The sequence below is a fragment of the Streptacidiphilus albus JL83 genome, assembly GCF_000744705.1.
In the GTDB taxonomy this organism is placed as follows: Bacteria; Actinomycetota; Actinomycetes; order Streptomycetales; family Streptomycetaceae; genus Streptacidiphilus; species Streptacidiphilus albus.
The window spans coordinates 1,058,826-1,076,215 of sequence record NZ_JQML01000001.1; the positions used below are offsets into that span (position 1 = coordinate 1,058,826).

Genomic DNA, 17,390 nt, shown 5'->3' on the forward strand with positions numbered 1-17,390 from the left:
AATCTGTCGAACGGACGAACGCCTACCGAACCCTCACCAGCCGTCCCCGGCAGAGCCCCGGAGCTGCGCTCCGGGCCTGCAACGGGTGGGGCGGGCGGGGTGGCCAAGAGCAGCGGTGCGGGCGGGGCGGCCAGGACGGAAGCGCCCCCGAGGGGCGCCTGTGCCCGCCGCGCCCAGTGGGCGCTCGACCCCGCGCCCGACCCGCGCCCGATCCGGGCCCGATCCGCGCGCAGCAGGCGCTCGACCCCGCGCTCGGCCAGAGCGCAGCCCGCGCTCAGCCCGCGCTCAACCGGCCGCGGACCGCGGCGTGGACCTCGGCCTCCTCGCCCGGATCGGCCGCCAGCCGGCGGAGCCGGTCCAGCACCCGTACATCGCCCTTGGTGAGCACATGCCGTGCGGCGAGCTCGCGGGTGGACTCCTCGCAGTCCCACAGGCACTCGACGGCCGCGCCGGTCGGGAAGTGGGCGTCGGTGGCGGCCAGGCTGCGGGCCGCGCCGCCCCGCAGCTGGGAGCTGCTGGTCTCGGCGTAGATATGGCGCAGTACCGGCACCGCCGCCGTCGCCGCGAACCTTCCGGCGGCCTCGACCAGGACCGGCAGGCCCTCGTGGTCGGCGCCGCCGTCGGAGACGCCCCGGCGCAGTGCCGCGACGATCAACGGGGCGTCCTCGGGGCCGCCGGCGGCGGCCAGCAGCCGGGCGGCGGCGTCGGCCAGTGGGCCGCCGTCCGGGTCGGCGGCCCAGACCCGGGCGCGGGCGGTGATCCTCGGACCGCGCATCCGGGGCAGGCTGCCCAGGGCGAAGTCGGCCGTGCGCCGGGAGGCGTCGGCGGCAGCCAGCTCGAACAGGGCCGGGGCCTGCTCGTCGTCGTGGTCGCTGAGGTGGCGCAGGGCGGCGCAGCGGGCGCCGTCCTGGGCGGTGGTCGCGGCCTCCAGCAGCAGCGTCCGGTCGGCGGGGCCGGCCACTGCGGCGAGGCAGCGGGCGGCGGCGGCCACCCGCCGCTCGAAGTCCTCCTGGCCCACGCCGACCTGGGCGTCGGCCCAGGCCAGGACGGCCGCCGTGCTCCAGGCGGGCGCGCCGGCGGCGCGGTCCAGCTGGCGCTGCCAGAGGTCGAACGGGGCCTGCTCGGTGGCGGCGGCGACCCGCGGGTGGGTCTGCGCCCACAGGTGCCAGGGCCGGGGCTCGTACGCGCCGCGGATGGTGGCGCGCAGCTCGGCGTCGCCCTCGGGGCCGTCCGGGAAGCGCTCCAGGACCGGTCCGGCGAGGGCCAGCAGGGCGTCGTCCTCGTCCCAGAGGGCGAGTTCGTCCAGGGCCCAGGCCCAGTTGCTGCCGACCGCGGCGTAGCGGCGGAGCAGCAGCAGGGCGTCCCGACGGCCGTAGCCGGCGAGTCTGCCGAGGACGGAGAGCGCGAGCCCGGTGCGGGACTCGTGCTCGTCCAACAGGTCCTCGACGTGGAACAGGTGGTCCGCCAACCCCTGGAGCGGAGCTTCCAGCTCCATGTAGAGGCGGGCGTAGTAGAGGGAACGGTTCTCGACCTGCCAGTCGAGGCGGGGGTCTCGGGTGACGCACTCCTCCAGCGCGGCGAGAGCATCAGCGCGCTCTGCCGCCAGAGCGTGCAGGGTGCCGTCCCCCCGGCCCCGCTGAAGCAGGCCGAGGAGGGAGGCGCTGGGCGCTATCGCGGGCTCGAACATGAGGTCAGCATCCGTTGCGGCGGTCCTGGTGGCAAAGGGATTTCCGTGCAGCCGGTGCAGCGGGGCCTCCCGATGGGGGTGCCGTCGCCGACTGGCGGAGTCCGCGACGGTGGCCGCGAACGGATTGTGGCACCGGCCGGCGGTCGCCCGCCAGCCGGAAGCACGGAATCCTACCGTCCACACGTATGCCGGTGCACCTTGTTCCTGGTGGGACGCCTGGTACCAGGGGTGCGTACGGCCTGCCCGCGGCTCAGACCACCGACGGCGGCGGGCTCTGCGGGAGCGCCTTCCGGATCTCCGCGCGGAGATCCCGCACCTCCCCGATCTGCTCGTAGCGGCCGGCCAGCCGGTACATCTCGCGGAGCCGCACCCAGGTGCGGTGCGAGGACATCTGCTGGGTCGACCGCAGGGCCATCCGGGCGAAGACCTGCGCCTCGTCCGGCTGGTTGGCCAGGTAGCAGGCAGAGGCCATGGACAGGTGGTCGAAGAGCGCGGAGCGGTCGTGGCCGCCGCCGCGCAGCGCTATCGCCTGCTGGGCGTGGAACTGGGCCAGCGGCGCCGCGGCCGAGTCGTGGTCGGCGAGGGTGCGGTAGGCCAGCGCCTCCATCCCGTGGAGGTCGGCCCGGTCGAAGAACTGGAGCCAGCTGGGCCCGGGCTCGCCCCGGTCCTGGGCGAAGAGGTCCTCGGCCTCGCCCAGGGTCCGCCGGGTGGCCTGGCTGTGCCCCATCGAGGCGTGCGCCCAGGCCTCGACCGTGCGCAGCATGGCCCGGGTCCGGGGCAGGGTGGGCTCTCCGGTGCTGCTGTCGGCGACCCGGACCAGGTCCAGCGCCTCGCCGGGACGGCCCAGGTGGACCATCTGCCGGGCGGCCCGGGACAGCGCCTCCCCGGCCCTGGGCCGGTCGCCGGCCTGCCGGGCGGCGTTGACCGCCTCGACGAAGTAGCGCTGGGCGGTGGGCTCCAGGCCGACGTCGTGGGACATCCAGCCGGCCAGGACGGCGAGGTTGGCGGCGACGCTCCACAGCCGCCGGGAGAGCGCCGGGGGGTGCGGGTAGGTCAGCATCCCGCCGACCTCGTTGAGCTGGCCGACAACCGCCTTGCGCTGGAGGCCGCCGCCGCGCCGGGCGTCCCAGGCCCGGAAGACGTCCACCGACGTCTCCAGCGCCTCGACCTCGTCCAGGCCGACGGGGCCGGCCTCGTAGAAGTCGCTGGCCGGCAGGGCCGCCGCGCCGGGGCTGCGCACGAGGGCGACGGAGTCCTGGCCCGTCGCCGCGTTCTTCTCGGTCATCCATTGGTAGAGGGGTTCGGCGATGGCGGAGCCCGCCACGAGCAGGGTGCTCGCGCCCATCAGTCCGCGTCTATTGAGCATGAGGTCCATTCCCGTGAACTCGGTGAGGGCCTCGGCGGCGCGCGACGGTTCCAGGGAGCCAGTACTGGGCGCAGGGTCTGACGTCCCGCCCGAACCTGTCTGCCGGTGTCGCTGGAACCCGAGGTCCTCAGTGGTGACAACACGGCCGAGCCGCTCGGTGAACAGGGCGGCCAGCACCCTCGGCACCGGATCGCGCGGGATCTCGCCCCGCTCTATCCAGCGCCTCACCCGCGTGGTGTCGGTGGAGAGCTGCTGCTCCCCGGCTGCGGCACCACGTCGGTTGACCATCCTCGCCAGTTCGCCCTTCGACCAGCCCGTGAGGGCGAAGAGATCGGCGAATCGGGTGTTGGGTCCTCTGCTCACGTCAAGCCCCCAGGTTCCTCGGCATTTCCGAGGCTATCCACGCGTCATGTGCCAGGCGAGCATTCGCCAGGGTTCGCCAGGGTCCGCCAACTGATGCGCCACGAGATTCCGGGTGTCAGGTAGGAATGCGCCACCTCGACCCCTGGTTCGCCCAGCGATCACCGTCGGGTCGCAGAGGTGGCGCAAGGGGTGGCGCGGGACCTGCGAGGCACCGGTGAACTCCGGTGGACGCACTCCCCAGGGCGCGCCGACCGGAGGCCGCGAGGCGCCGTCGGTGCCGGACGGGGTCGCGCCACCCCCACCAAGGCGGCGGGTCACCAGGCCCCGCCGGCGGCAGAACGTCAGGAAGGGATCAGGAACACCCCATGTACTCTCCCTCAATCAGCCCCGTCACCGCGCCTGCCGGACGGACCGGCACCCCCTACCGCCGCCCGGCGCCCGGGACCGAGCCGCGCAGCGACCCCCGGGGCGCCGCCGCCCACGCCACCCCCACGCCACCCCCCGGACCGAGGGGCGGCCCGAGGCCCGGCCGCGCGAGTCCTACGGCCAGCCGCTGCGCCAGTTGCCGGCCCGGCCGGTCGCTCAGCCGGGGCAGCCCGCAGCCCGCCGGATGGTGCTGCCGCAGGGCGCCGGCGTCCACGGCGGACCGGTCATCGACGGACCGGCGGAGCGCTCCCCCGCGCTGCGGGCCGCGCTGGCCAACATCACGCGGATATGCCCCGCGTTCACCCCGCGCCAGCTGATCCAGGAGGACGAGCGCCACATCCTGGTGGCCGGCACCGCCGGGCGGACCCCGGTGGTCGCCAAGTGCCTGGCCCAGCCCGGCGGCCAGGCCCGCCAGGCGACCCGCACCGCGCTGCAGAACGCCGATCTCTTCCGCCGCGAGGTCGCGGCCTACCGGGCCTTCGTCCGGACCCGCCCGCCGGCCCGGCTGCCGAAACTGGTCGCGGCCGACACCGAGCGCTGCGTGCTGTTGATGGAGCGGGTGCCGGGGCGTCCGGCGGCGCGCGAGCGACACCCCGTCAACACCCCGGCCCCGGGCGAGGTCCGGGCGATCCTGGGTGCGGTGCGCTCGCTCAACCTGTGGCGTCCCCCGGTGGGGACCTTCGACGCCCCGGTCAACAGCGTCCGTGAGGTGGCCCGCTACCACGCGCTCGGGCTGCTGACCGACCGGGACGCCAGCGACCTGCAGCAGTTGCTGCACGGACTGGCGACCACCCCGCTGCAGTTCTGTCACGGGGACGCGCTGCTGACCAATGTGATGCTGGCGCCCTCGGGCCCGGTCCTGGTCGACTGGGAGCACGCCGGCTGGTACCTGCCCGGCTACGACCTGGCGCTGCTGTGGACCGTGCTGTCCGGCGACACCGCCGCGCGGCGGCAGATCAGCCAGGTCGCCCAGGCGTCCGGGACGCTGCCCCGGGACGCCTTCCTGGTCAACCTGCTGCTGGTGCTGATGCGCGAGATCCGCACCCACGACCACCCCGGCGCCGGGGAGGAGCAGCGGATACTGGTCCGCCGACTCCACGAGGACGCGGCCATGGCCCGACGCGCGGTCCGCGCGGCCGTGGGGACGCGCTGACGCGCGCCTCCCGGAGGGAGAGGGCCTGAACGTACGGCCCTGGGCCCGACCGGGGACCGAGCAGACCGGGGGGTCGCTCGGAAAGCCGGGCTCAGGTACGGCTCGATGCCGTCGCCGGTACGAAAATCGCTGGTACGAAAGTCCCAGGTACGGAAGCCTCAGGCAGAGAAGCCTCAGGTACACAAGCCTCAGGTACGGAACATGTCCGCGGGAAGCGGCTTGAGCAGCTGGTAGAGGTCCTCGGTGATGGGCCGGTCCCAGGTGGCCACGGTGACCTGGATGTCGTCGCTGCTCCCGAACTGCACGCAGGCCACGCGGCTCTCCGAGAGCTTGACCTTCTTCACGATCAGCAGGTCGTCGCGCAGCATCACCGGAAAGTCCTCGGTGTCGACGACCCCCACCGGTTCGTCGTTGCCGATGGCCGCCAGCAGCTGGCGGACCTCGAAGGGCACGCCGTCGTCGGGGGTGCGGGCCGGTGAGCCCGCCCGCAGGTTTCCGATCAGCATCGACGGGCCGCGCCCGCCGAGCAGGTCGTAGCGCAGGAAGATCCCCTGGCAGCTGCCGTCCTCCGGATCGGCCAGCAGGGCCGCCCCGAAGTCGCCGGGCCAGTCGCCCGGGTCCATCGCGAGTACGTCGAAGTCCGGACCTGTGGGTGTGCCGGAGCGGCGGCGAAGAAAGGCCATGCGCACATCGTACGTGGCCCCTCGCGCGCGTCTGCGCGCCGCCGTCGGCGGCGGACGGTGTGTCCACCCTGCGAGACGGCGAGTTGACGGGCTCATCACGTTCCGAATACGGTCGGCGACATGGAGAGATCAACGCGGCTCACGAGCAGAGGTCACATCGACCTGCAGCACGTGGCTTCCGCCGTCTGTCGCTGACACCATTCTCACTGCGCGGCTGTGCACTGTTCCGGCGCGCTCATTCCCCTTTTGTACGTAACCTAATGGCACGCTCACGGGACCACCGCTGGACGGTCCTGCGGGCGGGTCCGCTTATCTTCGCCGCGTGGGGGCGTGTGAAGGTGCGGACCGAACGGCGGCGCCGTGTCGACCCCGTGGGGGTGGTCGACGCGGCGCTCGCTGCTTTTCGGGGCCACTGGGCCCACCACCGGGGCTCCGGGCGAGGTGATCTCGCCCACATTCGCCGGACCCGACGTCCCTCGCCAACTCCCTTTGTTCATCTGCCATCTGCCCGGCCGTCAGCCACCGGCGGCGCCGCGCCGCTCGGCGAACCGGCGGATGAGCGTGGTCGGGTGGGTGATCGCGCGACCGACGTCAACGAGAGCAAGGCGATCCAGCGCGGCACCGGCACGGTCACCCAGGTCATGCGCGGCACCAACGACGGCACGACCTCCCGGGTGAACCCGACCGTCCGGCTGAGCACCGACGACGGCGCCAGCTGGCCCGACTCGGCGCTGCTGGTGCCGGGCACGGCCGGCTACTCGACCACTGCGGCCGGGGCATCGCCGTCACGGCTCACCCTGCGTAGGGCTCACGGTAGAGGGCGGCGTGGACGGCGGTGTCGACCTCGGCGCGGACCCGGCGGAGGGCAGGACCGCCGACATAACGCTGGGTGCGGGCGTGGCCCACCGGTTCGATGAGCTCCAGCCGCCGCAGGCTCCGCAAGTCGGCCAGGGCCTGGTCGCGGGTGAGCACTTCCTCGGCCTGGTAGCCGGTACGGCGCAGGTGCCCGTGGGCCGCAGCGTAGAGGGCGGAGACGGTCCGCTCGTCGAGGCGGTGCTGTCCTGCGATGCCCTCAAGTGCGAACCAGAGCCGGGATGCGGCCTCGAAACGGCGCTGCACCTCCTGGGCCTGGAGATGGTGTGCGGTCAGACAGAACCTGATCCAGGCATGCGCCTCCCGCTGCGGCTGCCAGGAGCCCGCCTGAACCCCACGCAGCGCGGCGTAGTACTCGCGGGTGTTGAAGTCGTCCGCACCCAGCCACTCCTCAATGCTGGAGAACTCGGGCGCGAGGACGCCCTCCCGGGCGAGGACAAGGGTGTGGATCGCCCTGGACATCCGGCCGTTGCCGTCCCGCCAGGGGTGGATGGAGACGAGGTTCAGATGAGCCATGGAGGCACGGATCAGCGCTGGCGACTCACGGTCCCCCTCGGCCAGCCACTGGACCAACTCCCCCATCAGCGCCGGCACCTGCTCGGGGTCCGGGGCGCTGTAGACCGGGGGCCGGTTCGGACCGCCCGACACCCACACTCCTTGGGTGCGGTACTCACCTGGATGGACCGTGTCGTCCGCCCGCACCATCATGAAGTGCAGCGCGGACAACAGGGTGTGGTCCCAGGAGAAGATCCGGAAACCCGCCGCCCGCTCGATGTAGCTGAGTGCGTCCCGGTAGCCGGTGACCGCGTCGCGGGTCGCATCGTCGGTGTCGGCGGAGACATCACCGCCGGTCATCAGGGCTTCGGCATCCTCCGCGCTGATGCTGTACCCCTCGATACGCGTCGAACCGCGTACCGCCGCAGCCGTCAGGGACCGGCGCAGCTGTCCTTCCCATCGACGCGGTTCGGAGAGGAGGTGGCGGAGCTCGGTACGCAGCGCCTCGATCTCCTCGATGACGCGGAGGTCGGCGGACGCCAGATCCGGGGTCGTGAACAGCATCCCTCGACCCTACGACACATGTAGGGCCGAGGGGCAGCCCGTGCCGCCGAATGCCGGTGCTGTGTCGGCCGACGCGGGCGCACGAGACCCCGTCACGGCATCCGGGGGCCGAGGAACATGCCGCCGCTGGCGTCCAGCAGGTGGCCGGTGACCCAGCGGGCGTCGTCGGAGGCCAGGAACGCGACCACGTCGGCGATGTCCTCGGGCCGACCGACCCGATCCAGCGCGGTGGCCGCGTTGGTCGCGGCCAGCAGCTCCGGACCGCCCTGCAGCCAGCCCAGCTTGCCGGTGTCGGTGACGCCCGGCGCGACCGTGTTCACCGTGATCCCGCGCACCCCGACGGCATTGGCCAGCGTCCGGCCCATGGCGTTGAGCGCGCCCTTGGTCATGGTGTAGGCCAGCTCGGAGCTGATGGCGATCCGGGTGTCGGCGGAGGAGATGTTGACGATCCGACCGCCCTCGGGCAGCAGCGGCAGCGCGCGCTGGACGATGAAGAACGGCGCGCGGACGTTGACCGCGAAGACCCGGTCGAACTCGGCCGGCGTGGCCGTGTCGATCGCCCCCGCCCGACCCCCGATCGCCGCGTTGTTGACGACGATGTCGAGCCGCAGCTCACCGACCCGCTCGCGCAGGTCCACCGCCAGCGCGGCGAAGAGGGTGTCCACACCGTCGTCCGCGCCCAGGTCCGCTCCGACCGCGAAGGCCCGGCCGCCGGCCTGTCCGATCTCCGCGACCACGGCGAGCGCGGCGTCCCGGTCGCTCCCGTAGTGCACGGCGACCAGCGCCCCGTCCGCCGCCAGCCGCCGGGCGATCGCCCGGCCGATCCCCCGCGACGCCCCCGTCACCAGCGCGGTCCTGCCCGTCAGTCCAGCCATCTCGGTCTCCCAAGGTCGAAGCAGGCCCCGCTCTCGGCGCCGGACCCGTCACTCATGACCCTGGCCGCACCCGCTGACCACCCACGCACCGCCCGCGCACCGCCCGAGCACCGACGGCGCACCATGATCCGACCGAGCCTTCAGCCACCGCGTCGATAGACTCACCTTGTGAGGATCAGCCAGGCGCAGGCCGACGACGTTGCAGTTCTGGCCCGGCTGCTGTGGCTGGACACCCACAAAGAGGAGCCGACCCAGCAGTCCGTTGACGCCTTCGCAGCGGAGCTCGCCGAGTGGTGGGCTCCCCACCAGCACTCGCACCTGGCCTTCGTGGCCCGACTCCTCCCACCCGAGATCGTCGGCATGGCCTGGGTCGCGCTCGTCCCACGCGTGGCGAGGCCGGGAGCGACAGGTCGGCTGTCTGCCGACATCCAGAGCGTCTTCGTCATGCCGGAACAGCGGGGCCGGGGAATCGGCTCAGCCCTGGTGGAGGCAGCTTCACAGCATGCGGAACACCTCGGATCCCTTCGCGTGACGGTCCACTCCGGCCGTAGGGCGGTGCCGGTGTACCAGCGGCTGGGATTCGAGTCGTCCCGGCAGCTCCTCCAGCGACCGCCCGGTTAGTCGGAGGGGCCGTCAGGTCCGGGCGAGCTGGAAGGCGTTGCCCTCGGGGTCGGTGAGCAGCAGCTGCTCCTGGGACCCGTCCGGCTCGTGAGCCGGCCCGGTTGCGCCGGCCGCCAGCAGCCGGGCCCTTTCGATCGCGGGATCGTCGCCCGCACCAGCCGCGGAGACGGCGAAGCGCAGCCGGTTGCGGCCCGGACCGGACGCCACCGGCGGGCCCATGACCAGCTGCGGACCGCTGCCGGACGGGTGCCGCAACGCGATCCCCCAGGCCCCGCGGTCGGTGACCTGCCATCCCGTCGCCGCCTGCCAGAACGCACCCTGGACGGCCACGTCGGCGGCGTCCTGGCAGATCGCGGCAAGGTGCTCCTCGGCGTCCGGACGTGGCAGGACGCAGAGCTCGTTCCCCTCGGGGTCGGCCAGCACCTCCCACGGCACCGCGCCCTGGCCGATGTCCGCACGGACCGCGCCGAGGGCGAGCAGCCGGGCCACCTCGGCCGCCTGGTCCGGGCCGGAGGCCAGGTCCAGGTGCAGCCGGTTCTTGTCGGCCTTCGGCACGGTCGTCTGCACGAACAGCAGCCGGACACCGTCCGGATCCCCGGGGCCGATGGCCAACGCACCCCCCGGCAGCCCAGGTTCAGCCAGGCTCCAGTCCAGCGCCGCCGCCCAGAACTCCGCCTGAGCGGCCGGATCCAGCGCCTCGACCACCACCGCGCTCAGCCTCGTCGACACGTCCGACTCCCTTTGTACAACCCGGCGTCCACCGCACCATCGCGCGCGGCGCGCGGCGCGCCCACAGCGTAGACCGCCCACCCGAGGCAGGTACGGTCCACGGCGGGAGCCGCCGAGCAGTGGATCAGGGAGCGCGTCGTCGCCGTCCGGCAGTGCGAGGGCGGCCCGGCAAGCTTCCTGCCTTTCGGCTGGTACGGGGCGCGCGAGGTCTCCGCGCGCGTCCGGGCCGAGTTCGGCCCGTGGGACGTGTTCCCGGCCGACTCGCCGCTGCACCAGCGGGACCGGCGCAGCCGATGAGCCGGCCAGTGCCCCGACGAGCCTCACCGGTCGAGGTCGAGGGACGGGTAGTCGGGGTTGGCCGAAGCGGGTCACCGGTCGGCCGAGCAAGCGCCGCTATGGTGCGGTGATGACCGGTACTGCGCAGCTTCCGATCCTGTTCCTCGATGTCGACGGACCGCTCATCCCCTTCGGGGCCACGTCGGAAGAGCTTCCGGACGGGTACCCGACCCATCCCCAAGGGGCCGAGAGGACCCAGGGGGCCGAGGCGAATCCGCTGCTGGCGCGGATCAACCCCGACCACGGGCGCCGGTTGGCGGCGCTGCCGTGCGAACTGGTGTGGGCCACGACCTGGATGGCCGACGCCAACGAGTGCATCGCACCGCTGCTCGGCCTGGAGCAGTTGGCCGTGGTGGACTGGCCGGAGCCGTCGGACCGGGATGAACGGGACGAGCCGGACGCGCGGGACGGCCTGCACTGGAAGACCCGCGCGCTGGTGGAGTGGGCCGCCGGCCGCGCCTTCGCCTGGGTCGACGACGAGATCTCGGACACCGATCGCGCCTGGGTGGCTGCGCACCACGGCGGTCGGGCGCTGCTGCACCGGGTCGATCCGCGCCGGGGCCTCACCGACACTGACTTCGCCGCCCTCGGCGCATGGCTGCGCGCAGGCGGGTAGCGGGTAGCGCATGCCCCGATCCGGCCCCGGCGCCGCTGCTGTGAGCGGTGCCGGGTCCGGATCGGGGCATGCGGGTGGGGTCAGGTCAGGTCGAACTCGCCGTCACGGGCGCCGAGGACGAAGGCGCGCCACTCCGCCGGGGTGAAGATCAGCGCCGGTCCGTCCGGGCTGCGCCCGTCCCGCATCGCGATGTAGCCCTCCACGAAGGCGATCTGCACGTCGCCGACCCCCTGGCTGCTGGACAGCCATTCGGCCTCGGTCAGGTCGAGTTGCGGTTTCTTGCCGTCGAATCCCTGCTCCAGCGGGCCGCGCTGGGTGAGCACACCGCCCCCGGGGCCGTTACCGAAGTCACCAAAGAATGCGTCGCTAGCCACGTCGAACTCCTCCCGTCCTGTGATCCGACTGTAACGTCCCGGGCCGGGCCCGGAGGAGTGGTTTGACAGGATGCACTGCGACGAGTAAATCGTGCGCCCCCCGTCACCGGTCCGGACGGTCCGCGCCGACCAGCCACATCGAGAAGAACTGCGCCCCACCGCCGTAGGCGTGACCCAGCGCCAGCCGCGCCCCGTCCACCTGGTGCTCACCGGCGCGCCCCCGCACCTGGAGCGCCGCCTCGGCGAAGCGGAGCATGCCGGAAGCCCCGATCGGGTTGCTGGACAGCACGCCGCCCGAGGGGTTGACCGGCAGGTCGCCGTCCATCTCGGTGACCCCGGACTCCACCAGCTTCCAGCCCTCGCCCTCGGCCGCGAAGCCCAGGTTCTCCAGCCACATCGGCTCGTACCAGGAGAAGGGCACGTACATCTCGACCACGTCGATCCGCCGGCGCGGATCGGTGACGCCGGCCTGGTGGTAGACGTCGGCGGCACAGTCCTTCCCGGCCTGCGGACTGACGTAGTCCTTCCCGGCGAAGATGGTCGGCTCGCTGCGCATCGCGCCGCCGTGCATCCAGGCCGGCCGGTGCGGGGCCCGCGCCGCGCCGGCCGTGCCGGTGAGCACCATGGCGCAGGCACCGTCCGAGGAGGGGCAGGTCTCCGAGTAGCGGATCGGGTCCCAGAGCATCGGCGCGGAGCGCACCTGCTCCAGCGTCAGCCCGTGCTCGTGGAGGTGGGCGTACGGGTTGCGCAGCGCATTGCGCCGGTCCTTGAACGCGACCAGCGAACCGATGTGGTCCGGCGCGCCGGTCCGGCGCATGTAGGCGCGGACATGGGGTGCGAAGAATCCTCCCGCCCCCGCCGTCAGCGGGGCCTGGAACGGCACCGGCAGTGACAGTCCCCACATCGCGTTGGACTCCGACTGCTTCTCGAAGGCGACGGTGAGCACCGTCCCGTGCACCCGGGCGGCGACCAGGTTGGCGGCGACCAGCGCGGTCGAGCCGCCGACCGACCCGGCGGTGTGCACCCGCAGCATCGGCTTGCCGACCGCGCCCAGGGCCTCGGCGAGGTACAGCTCGGGCATCATCACGCCCTCGAAGAAGTCCGGGGCCTTGCCCAGGACCACGGCGTCGATGTCGGCCCAGTCCAGTTCGGCGTCGGCCAGGGCACGGGCGGCTGCCTCGCGCACCAGCCCGGCGATGGAGACGTCCTTGCGCGCCGAGACGTGCTTGGTCTGACCGATGCCGACGACCGCGACCGGCTCCTGCCCGGTTCTGCTCACTGGTCTCCCTCCAGTACCGCCACCAGGTTCTGCTGGAGGCACGGGCCCGAGGTGGCGTGGGCCAGTGCCCGCCGGGACTCGCCCCGGTGGATCCGGGCGGCGGCCTCGCCGATCCGGAGCAGCCCGGCCGCCATCACCGGGTTGGCGGCGAGCGCGCCGCCGGACGGGTTGACCGCGACCCCGCTGTTCAGGTCCAGCGCCCGGCGCAGGATCAGCTCCTGCGGGCCGAAGGGCGCGTGCAGTTCGGCGGTGTCGATCGGCGCGCCGGACGCCCCGGCCTCGAAGGCCCCGGCGTGGATCGCCGCCAGCCGGGTGGACGGCGACTCGGTCAGATCCCGCGAGCCGGGCTGGTGCGCCTCGATCCGGTGGTCGATGCCCCGGATCCAGGCCGGACGCGGGTGCAGCGCGCGGGCCGCGTCGCCGACCGCGAGGATCACCGCGGCGGCCCCGTCGCTGATCGGCGGACAGTCGTGCCGGCGCAGCGGCTGCAGCTCGTAGGGCTGCCGCAGCAGTTCCTCCGCCCCGGCGCTGCCTCGCAGTTGGGCATGCGGGTTGTCGGCGGCGGCGCGGCGGCTGCGGACCGCCGTGTCGGCGAAGTCGCGCTCGTCGGCGAGGCCGGCCTCCACCAGTGCCTGGGCCTGCAGCGCGGCCAGAGCGATCGCGTCCGGCCAGAGCGGGGCGAGGGTGTAGGGGTCCAGCTGCCGGGTCAGCACGTCGCGGACGCTGCCGGGCGAGGACTTGCCGTAGGAGTAGACGAGGGCGGTGTCGGCCTGCCCGGTGCGCAGTTTGACCCACGCCTCGTACAGCGCCCAGGCACCGTCCATCTCGACGTGGGACTCGGAGATCGGCGGCCAGGCGCCGACGCCGTCCAGCGCCATGGTGAAGGAGAAGGCGCGTCCGGCCAGGTAGTCGCTGCTGCCGGAGCAGGTGAAGCCGATCCGGTCGGCGGTCAGCCCGGTCTGCTTGAGCACGTCCTGGACGACCGGCATGACCAGCTCGACCTCGGAGAGCCGGTCGGTGCTGCGGCGGTGGACGGTCTGGGCGAAGGCGACGACGGCGATGTCGCGGCCTGCGGGCCCCGGTCGGGTGGTCACATCCACCTCCGGTAGGTCTCGGGGTCGGCGTCGGGTTCGCCGGTGGGCGTGAAGTGGCTGATGGCGGCCAGGCTGGGGGCGGGCGGCTCGCCCTCCGGGTGCTCCGGCGCGGCCTGCTCGTTCCACACCACCCGGACCCGCTGGCCGACGTGGACCCGGTCGTGCGGCAGGCCGCCGATGCGGGCGTGCAGGCCGACATGCGCACCGTCGAGCAGGACGTAGGCGTAGCAGTAGGGGACCTCGACATCGAGGCCGCGCGCGGCGATGTTGACGATGCAGAAGGTGGTGATGGTGCCGGTGGGCGGGAGTTCCAGGCGGTCGGTGGTGGCCTGCCCGCAGGTCGGGCAGACGCCCCTGGGCGGGATGTACACCCGGGTGCAGACGGGGCAGCGCTCGGCCACCAGCCGGCGCCGGGTGAGCGCGCGCAGGAATCGGGTCTGGGCCGCGCCGGGGCTGTAGCTGTACTCCAGCCGGGCCGGGACGACGACCCGGGTGACGGGTTCCGCATCGGCCAGTTCGGGTACGGCGGCGAGGAGTTCGGTGATGGTCTTCACGCGTTCGGCCCTCCGTCCTGCTCGGGCCGAGGCCCGGTCTGGGCCCCGACCTGCGCCCCGGCCTGGGCCTCGGGCTGGGGCAGCGCCTCGAAGCAGGCGATGTCGGTGATCGCGCCGCTGCGCTGCTCCGCCCAGCGGACGCGGACCCGCAGCCCGGTGCGGGTGGCCCGGGGGTCGGCGGATCCCGGCGGCGGCGCGTCGAGCGCGTGCAGCAGCGCGGTGTCGGCGCCGTCGAAGCGGACCAGGGCCCAGGCGAAGGGGGTGTCCAGCGGCTGCTGCGGACGCGGATGCGCGTTCCACGCCCAGGCGGTGACGGTGCCGGTGTCGGGCAGCCGGACGAGCTCGCTCAACTCGGCGGCGGTGACCGGGTCGTACTCGGCCGGCGGGCAGAGCACGCGTCCCCCGCTGCCCCGGATGCCGAGGACGACGCGCTCGCGCAGCCCGGTCAGGAAGGCGCCGATGACGGGACCGGTGGAACGGGTGAACGGGAACTCGACGATCAGCGGCCCGCTCAGCACCTCGTCGGTCGCGGGTGGTTCGGGGTCCGGAACAGTGGTCACTCTGGGTCCTCGTCTCGGTGACGGCGGCTCGGTCGGAACGATCGCTCACAACCGGTCAGCGACGGTGGAAGACCGGCGCTCGGCGCTCGGCGAAGGCGCGCGGGCCCTCCTTGGCGTCCTCGGTGGCGAAGACCGGCCAGCCGATCTCCAGCTCCCGGGCCAGGCCCTCCGTCTCGCCGAGTTCCGCGCACTCGTAGACCGAGCGCTTGACCGCCTCGACGGCCAGCGGCGCGGCCTCGTTGACCGCCTCGGCCAGCTCCAGTGCCCGCTTGAGCGCGGTCCCGTCCGGGACCACGCTGCCGACCAGGCCGATGTCGCGGGCCTCGGCCGCACTGTAGCGGCGGCCGGTGAGCAGCATCTCCAGTGCGTGGGTGCGCGGGATCTGCCGGGGCAGCCGGACGGTGGAGCCGCCGACCGGGAACAGCCCGCGCCGCACCTCGAACAGGCCGAAGCTGGCGGACTCGGCGGCCACCCGGATGTCCGTGGCCTGGAGGATCTCGGTCCCTCCGGCGACGCAGACGCCCTCGACGGCGGCGATCACCGGCTTGCGCGGCCGGTGGTGCCGCAGCATCGCCTTCCAGTGCAGGTCCGGATCGGCCGCGAGGCGCTCCCGGTAGGGATCGGTCTCGGCGAATCCGCCGGAGGCGCCCGCCAGCGCCTTGAGGTCCATTCCGGCACAGAACGCCCCACCCGCACCGGTGAGCACGATGGACCGGACGGCATCGTCGGCGTCGGCCTCGATCCAGGCGTCGTGGAGGCCGACGAGCATGGGAATCGAGAACGCGTTCTTGGCCTCGGGGCGGTTGAGGGTGAGGACCAGCGTGGCCCCCTGCCGCTCGACACCCAGGTGCTCCGTACCGCCCATGCTGCTGTCCTCCCGCGACCGGCGCCACTTGACGAACCGTCAGATCTAGAACAGGTTGCAGTCTTGGGGGTGGGTTGACAAGGGAGGTTTCAAGAACAATTTCCCCGGGTGAGATGTATGGAGTTCTCCGCCGCCCGCTCCTACTCTCCGCCCATGGAATTCAACCTGGCCGATCTGTTCGAGCACGCGGTTGACACCTTTCCGGAGCGCGAGGCGATCACCTGCGCGCGCGCCGACGCCCCCGCCGTGCAGCGACGCACCTTCGCCGAGCTCGACGAACGGGCCAACCGGCTGGCCCACCACCTCCAGGAGGCCGGGATCGGCCCCGGCGACCCGGTCGGCGTCTACGCCCTGAACTGCGCCGAGTGGGTCGAGTCGCTGCTCGCGATCTGCAAGCTCCGCGCGGTCTGCGTCAATGTCAACTACCGCTATGTGACGCATGAGTTGACCTACCTCCTGGGCATGGCCGCACCGGTGGCGCTGGTCTACCAGGAGCGCTGGGCGCAGCAGGTGGCCGAGGTCGTCCCGGGCCTGCCGGGCCTGCGCCACCTGATCGTGATCGAGGACGGCGGCGCGGCGGACGGCGGCGCGGAGGAGACGCCTGCGGCCCCCGCCCTGGCCGCCGTCCCCTACGAGAAGGCGGTCGCCTCCGGCGGACCCCGGCGGGACTTCGCGCCGCGCTCCCCCGACGACCACTACCTGCTGTTCACCGGCGGCACGACCGGCCTGCCCAAGGGCGTGGTCTGGCGCCAGGAGGACGTCTTCTTCGCACTCGGCGGCGGCATCGACGTCACCAACGGGCACCGGATGGCGACGCCCGAGGAGATCGCGACCACCGGCTACGACCACGCGGTCACCTTCTTCCCGATCGCCCCGCTGATGCACGGCGCGACCCAGTGGGGGCTGATGCAGCAGCTGTTCAAGGGCAACCGGGCGATCCTGCTGGACCGCTTCGACCCGGCCCGGGTCTGGCAGCTGGTGGCCCAGGAGCAGGCGAACGTGGTGATGATCACCGGGGACGCGATGGGCCGCCCGCTGGTCGAGGCGCTGGACGCGCCCGGCGCCGACTACGACCTGCACGGCTTCTTCGGCCTGGTGAGCAGCGCCGCGCTGTTCTCCGCCCCGGTCAAGCAGCGCTTCCTGGAGCGTTTCCCGACCCTCTATCTCAGCGACGCGATCGGCTCCTCCGAGGGCGGCGCGGGCGGGATCAGCCAGGGCGACGGCAGCGCGGGCACCGCCGGCGGCAGCGTCACCACCCGGGCGATCGAGGACTCCGAGGTGGTCGACGAGGACCTCAACCCGCTGCCGCCGGGCGTCGTCGGACGGCTGGCCCGGCGCGGCAACGTCCCGCTCCGCTACCTGGGCGACCCGGTGAAGAGCGCCGAGGTCTTCCGCACCGGCCCGGACGGCCGCCGCTACGCGGTGCCCGGCGACTGGGCGCGGCGCGAGGAGGACGGGCGGATCACCCTGCTGGGACGGGGCTCGTCCTGCATCAACTCCGGCGGGGAGAAGATCTTCCCGGAGGAGGTCGAGTCCGCCATCAAGGCGCACCCGGACGTCTACGACACGGTCGTGGTCGGCGCACCCGACGAGACCTGGGGTCAGACGGTCGCCGCCATCGTCCAACTCAGGCCCGGAACCGACCGGCTGACATTGCCGCAGATCCAGGACCACTGCCGGACCCGGATCGCCGGCTACAAGCTGCCGCGCCGACTGCACCTGGTCCCCGAGGTCCACCGCACCCCGACCGGCAAGCCCGACATGCGCTGGGCGGAGACCGTGGCCGGCCAGGCCGGGTAGCACGGCCGCGAGAACCGGCCGGACGTCGTCGCGCTCGGCCTCCCGACCCTGAGCCGCGGGCCCACCGGCCCCCCGGT

Annotated in this window: 17 protein-coding genes; 4 read left to right on the forward strand and 13 right to left on the reverse strand. The window is 73.2% G+C overall.

Translation table 11 applies throughout. The annotated features are described in order from the left end of the window. Positions 1-274: 274 nt before the first annotated feature. Entirely contained in the window at positions 275-1,687 is a 1,413-nt protein-coding gene (locus tag BS75_RS04545; protein ID WP_034087267.1) for a hypothetical protein, read from the reverse strand. 250 nt (positions 1,688-1,937) lie between these two features. Beyond that, positions 1,938-3,416 carry a DNA-binding protein NsdB gene (locus BS75_RS04550; protein ID WP_034087268.1) on the reverse strand — a complete coding sequence of 493 codons (1,479 nt, stop codon included), beginning with the start codon at positions 3,414-3,416 and terminating at the stop codon, positions 1,938-1,940. Positions 3,417-4,026: 610 nt separating this feature from the next. Between BS75_RS04550 and BS75_RS04555 the strand changes: the two genes are divergently transcribed. Next, entirely contained in the window at positions 4,027-4,995 is a 969-nt protein-coding gene (locus BS75_RS04555) for a phosphotransferase (protein WP_081982098.1), read from the forward strand. Between the two features lie 188 nt (positions 4,996-5,183). Here BS75_RS04555 and BS75_RS04560 read toward each other — a convergent pair whose 3' ends face one another. From BS75_RS04560 to BS75_RS04570, 4 genes are all read right to left on the reverse strand, one after another. After that, positions 5,184-5,678, reverse strand: coding sequence for a hypothetical protein (locus tag BS75_RS04560; protein ID WP_034087269.1), 495 nt, complete (start codon positions 5,676-5,678; stop codon positions 5,184-5,186). 493 nt (positions 5,679-6,171) lie between these two features. Next, positions 6,172-6,426, reverse strand: a complete 255-nt coding sequence (locus BS75_RS47815; protein WP_152646091.1) for a hypothetical protein — start codon at positions 6,424-6,426, stop codon at positions 6,172-6,174. A gap of 44 nt (positions 6,427-6,470) precedes the next feature. Then, on the reverse strand, positions 6,471-7,610 hold the full coding sequence (locus tag BS75_RS04565; RefSeq protein WP_034087270.1) for a Fic family protein: 1,140 nt from the start codon (positions 7,608-7,610) through the stop codon (positions 6,471-6,473). A gap of 92 nt (positions 7,611-7,702) precedes the next feature. Then, on the reverse strand, positions 7,703-8,485 hold the full coding sequence (locus BS75_RS04570; RefSeq protein ID WP_034087271.1) for an SDR family oxidoreductase: 783 nt from the start codon (positions 8,483-8,485) through the stop codon (positions 7,703-7,705). Between the two features lie 168 nt (positions 8,486-8,653). Here BS75_RS04570 and BS75_RS04575 point away from each other — a divergent pair, with 168 nt between their 5' ends. Continuing rightward, positions 8,654-9,106, forward strand: a complete 453-nt coding sequence (locus tag BS75_RS04575) for a GNAT family N-acetyltransferase (protein ID WP_034087272.1) — start codon at positions 8,654-8,656, stop codon at positions 9,104-9,106. 12 nt (positions 9,107-9,118) lie between these two features. Here BS75_RS04575 and BS75_RS04580 read toward each other — a convergent pair whose 3' ends face one another. Next, a complete protein-coding gene (locus tag BS75_RS04580) occupies positions 9,119-9,835 on the reverse strand; it encodes a VOC family protein (RefSeq protein ID WP_034087273.1) in 717 nt (238 codons plus the stop codon). A gap of 406 nt (positions 9,836-10,241) precedes the next feature. On the opposite strand from BS75_RS04580, the gene BS75_RS04585 reads away from it, so the two are divergent. Then, entirely contained in the window at positions 10,242-10,787 is a 546-nt protein-coding gene (locus BS75_RS04585) for an HAD domain-containing protein (RefSeq protein ID WP_034087274.1), read from the forward strand. 80 nt (positions 10,788-10,867) lie between these two features. Here BS75_RS04585 and BS75_RS04590 read toward each other — a convergent pair whose 3' ends face one another. The 6 genes from BS75_RS04590 to BS75_RS04610 form a co-directional block, all read right to left on the reverse strand. Next, positions 10,868-11,110 (reverse strand): DUF397 domain-containing protein, encoded by a 243-nt coding sequence (locus BS75_RS04590; RefSeq protein WP_042439688.1) that lies wholly within the window; start codon positions 11,108-11,110, stop codon positions 10,868-10,870. A 154-nt stretch (positions 11,111-11,264) separates the two neighbouring features. Next, positions 11,265-12,440, reverse strand: coding sequence for a thiolase domain-containing protein (locus tag BS75_RS04595; RefSeq protein ID WP_034087275.1), 1,176 nt, complete (start codon positions 12,438-12,440; stop codon positions 11,265-11,267). Further along, positions 12,437-13,534, reverse strand: coding sequence for a thiolase domain-containing protein (locus BS75_RS04600; protein WP_034087276.1), 1,098 nt, complete (start codon positions 13,532-13,534; stop codon positions 12,437-12,439). The genes BS75_RS04595 and BS75_RS04600 overlap by 4 nt, the downstream gene beginning before the upstream one ends. Beyond that, positions 13,531-14,088, reverse strand: a complete 558-nt coding sequence (locus tag BS75_RS52115; protein ID WP_169790798.1) for a Zn-ribbon domain-containing OB-fold protein — start codon at positions 14,086-14,088, stop codon at positions 13,531-13,533. The genes BS75_RS04600 and BS75_RS52115 overlap by 4 nt, the downstream gene beginning before the upstream one ends. Then, the gene (locus BS75_RS52120; RefSeq protein WP_408022516.1) at positions 14,085-14,648 is read right to left on the reverse strand and encodes a Zn-ribbon domain-containing OB-fold protein; all 564 of its coding nucleotides are present in this window, start codon (positions 14,646-14,648) and stop codon (positions 14,085-14,087) included. The genes BS75_RS52115 and BS75_RS52120 overlap by 4 nt, the downstream gene beginning before the upstream one ends. A gap of 55 nt (positions 14,649-14,703) precedes the next feature. Continuing rightward, on the reverse strand, positions 14,704-15,513 hold the full coding sequence (locus tag BS75_RS04610; protein ID WP_034087277.1) for a crotonase/enoyl-CoA hydratase family protein: 810 nt from the start codon (positions 15,511-15,513) through the stop codon (positions 14,704-14,706). Positions 15,514-15,666: 153 nt separating this feature from the next. Here BS75_RS04610 and BS75_RS04615 point away from each other — a divergent pair, with 153 nt between their 5' ends. Continuing rightward, positions 15,667-17,313 carry an acyl-CoA synthetase gene (locus BS75_RS04615; protein WP_034092406.1) on the forward strand — a complete coding sequence of 549 codons (1,647 nt, stop codon included), beginning with the start codon at positions 15,667-15,669 and terminating at the stop codon, positions 17,311-17,313. Positions 17,314-17,390: the final 77 nt, after the last annotated feature.

Coding starts and splice junctions, on each gene's coding strand:
- BS75_RS04545 (WP_034087267.1), bottom strand. CDS start 1,687: ATGTTCGAGCCCGCGATAGCGCCCAGCGCCTCCCTCCTCGGCCTGCTT.
- BS75_RS04555 (WP_081982098.1), top strand. CDS start 4,027: ATGGTGCTGCCGCAGGGCGCCGGCGTCCACGGCGGACCGGTCATCGAC.
- BS75_RS04560 (WP_034087269.1), bottom strand. CDS start 5,678: ATGGCCTTTCTTCGCCGCCGCTCCGGCACACCCACAGGTCCGGACTTC.
- BS75_RS04565 (WP_034087270.1), bottom strand. CDS start 7,610: ATGCTGTTCACGACCCCGGATCTGGCGTCCGCCGACCTCCGCGTCATC.
- BS75_RS04570 (WP_034087271.1), bottom strand. CDS start 8,485: ATGGCTGGACTGACGGGCAGGACCGCGCTGGTGACGGGGGCGTCGCGG.
- BS75_RS04585 (WP_034087274.1), top strand. CDS start 10,242: ATGACCGGTACTGCGCAGCTTCCGATCCTGTTCCTCGATGTCGACGGA.
- BS75_RS04610 (WP_034087277.1), bottom strand. CDS start 15,513: ATGGGCGGTACGGAGCACCTGGGTGTCGAGCGGCAGGGGGCCACGCTG.
- BS75_RS04615 (WP_034092406.1), top strand. CDS start 15,667: ATGGAATTCAACCTGGCCGATCTGTTCGAGCACGCGGTTGACACCTTT.